Raw genomic sequence first — 2,114 nt, 5'->3', positions numbered from 1 at the left:
CGTTCTGTTAGGCGCTCTAAGTCCGAAGCCTTCGGCGACGGCCTGCTGCACTACGCCGGCAACAGCCTGCTCGTCGCGCTCGGCACGACGATCCTGACCATCCCGGTCTGGGATGCCGCTCAAGCCTGTTACCGAGCGCCAGGAAAAAGCAAGCCCGCGACCAGGCTGACAAAAGAGGGGCTTCTAGAAGGCTGTTGCGTCCTGGAATGATGCCGTTTCATAGTTCAACGGAGCACCTGATTCAGGAGTTGCCATGACGCAGGCTGTGAACGATGAACGGCTATCGCTCCACTACGTGTCGGTCGAGGATCTAAACGCCGCTCTCCGCGTATTTCGCCGGCTGCCGTTGGAGTTGCTGGGCTTCCTGATCCTCTTGCCGATCGTCGGCTTCGGCCTATCCTGGCTCAGCGCTGCCCTCGCGCCCCCCTACGGCCTCTATATTTTCGGGGAGGGCCTCGTGACTTGGGGTCTGCTTCTGATGTGCGCCCTGCTGTTCGGGCTGCTCTGGTGGCGGGGACGACAGGTCGGGCGGCTCTTGAACGATCCGGCCATCCTGGCTTCACCGGTGATGAGCCTACTGTCGGTGCCCGGCGTGGTCGCCGAGCGGGCCCAGGCCTTGGGCATGGAATGGAGCGGCTTCTACGGGCCGCTCCGCCCGTGCCGGAAATCAGTCAACGTCGAAGGGCGTTGAGCACCGATCGAAGATCTGCGGTGTTCCCGAGGAGCAGAACAGTGAAGGCGACGAGGTGGCGGTGCGCGAGGGTCTCGGGTCGGCGCTCATAGCCGCGCGAGGCGGCCGACGCGGGGGAAGAGCATCGCCGCCCACCCTTGGGCTCGGCGAATTAACGCCCGGAGATCCCGGGCCGACATCTCGAAGCTGCCCGCGCGCGACCCGCCTCCGGGCTTCGACAGGTCCGTCTCACGCGGTCCCGTTGATCCTTGACCAGCGGGCTTGGCCGAGGGCTCTCGGGCACCAAGTGCAGCTTATGTCGCTGTCTCCACACGGTATCCCGAACGAGCTTGAAGCCTTTTCAGGCTCGCTCCCGTAGAGGACAGCTAAGCGCTTCTGATGCGAGAGACCCACCGTGACGGACGAACCCAAACGGTCACACGACGGACCACTGGATCGGGCCCTCGCCATACTGACCTTCGTGGCCGAGCAGAAGAAGGCGCTCTCGGCCGCGGAGATCGCCGACGCGCTCGGCCTGCCGATACCGACGGCCCATCGCCTCGTCGGCAACCTCGAGGATCGCGGCCTCGTCCAGAAGGCCATCGGGACCAAGCGGTATGTCGTCGGGAGCAAGCTGGTTACGCTGTCGGCGAAGACCATCGGCGCGGCGTTCCGCACCGCGCGCCGGCACGCCGTGCTGAGCGCCGTCGCCGACCGGATCGGCGAGCAATGCGAGATCGGCGTCGTCCGGGACAACGCGGTGATCTACGTCGACAGCGTGCGATCCAAGCAGCAGCAAGGGCTGCAGTTCAACCCGGGCGATGCCGCCCCGCTCCACTGCACGTCGACCGGCAAGATCTACATGAGCCGGCTGCCCGCCAAGGACCGGCATCGGCTGGCTCACGCGCTCCCGCTCGTCCGGTACACCCCCACGACCATCGCCGATCCCGACGCGCTGCTGGTGCAACTCGAGGAGACGCGCCGCCGGGGTTGGGCGAAGAGCAACCAGGAATTCGTGCTGGGCGTGGTGGGCTGCGCCGTGCCCATCGTCTCGCCGGATGGCGACCTGATCGCCTGCCTGGGCGTCTCGGTGCCGATGGCGCGCGTCGGCTTCGACGGGCTGGATGCCTTCATCGAGCCCCTGCAGAAGGCGGCGGCGCTTCTGTCCAGCACCATCCTGAGCGACCGGGACGAGCTCGAAAATTCTCAAATTTCGGAATGAAAACTATCGGCTCTTGAGGATCCGGCTCGACGCTGCGCGGCTGTGGTGTATCTTCGGGTTTCACAGGCCGAGCGTACAGCTTTCAGCCGAAGCCGATCAGGTCGCATAGCGCTAACGGCAGGTGAACATTGATATTCTCTGAAGCATTCGTCGGATCACGCCGGCGCGCTGCTTCGTGACGCCCGTGCCGCCGGAGGGATGATGACGCAGCATTACGACGTG

The 2,114-nt window shown here is 65.1% G+C and carries 3 protein-coding genes; all 3 read left to right on the top strand.

The window, feature by feature from the left end:
• Window positions 1–210: hypothetical protein (locus WYO_RS31445; RefSeq protein WP_007559356.1), on the top strand; the 210-nt coding region annotated here is incomplete at its 5' end.
• A 43-nt stretch (window positions 211–253) separates the two neighbouring features.
• The gene (locus WYO_RS04035; protein ID WP_007559353.1) at window positions 254–691 is read left to right on the top strand and encodes a hypothetical protein; all 438 of its coding nucleotides are present in this window, start codon (window positions 254–256) and stop codon (window positions 689–691) included.
• Between the two features lie 394 nt (window positions 692–1,085).
• Window positions 1,086–1,892: an IclR family transcriptional regulator gene (locus WYO_RS04030; RefSeq protein ID WP_007559351.1), complete on the top strand. Its 807-nt coding sequence runs from the start codon at window positions 1,086–1,088 to the stop codon at window positions 1,890–1,892.
• Window positions 1,893–2,114: the final 222 nt, after the last annotated feature.

The sequence above is a fragment of the Methylobacterium sp. GXF4 genome (assembly GCF_000272495.1).
GTDB classification, from domain to species: Bacteria; Pseudomonadota; Alphaproteobacteria; order Rhizobiales; family Beijerinckiaceae; genus Methylobacterium; species Methylobacterium brachiatum.
The sequence above is the reverse complement of the archived record's forward strand: the minus strand, read 5'-3'. Positions and strand labels throughout refer to the sequence as shown.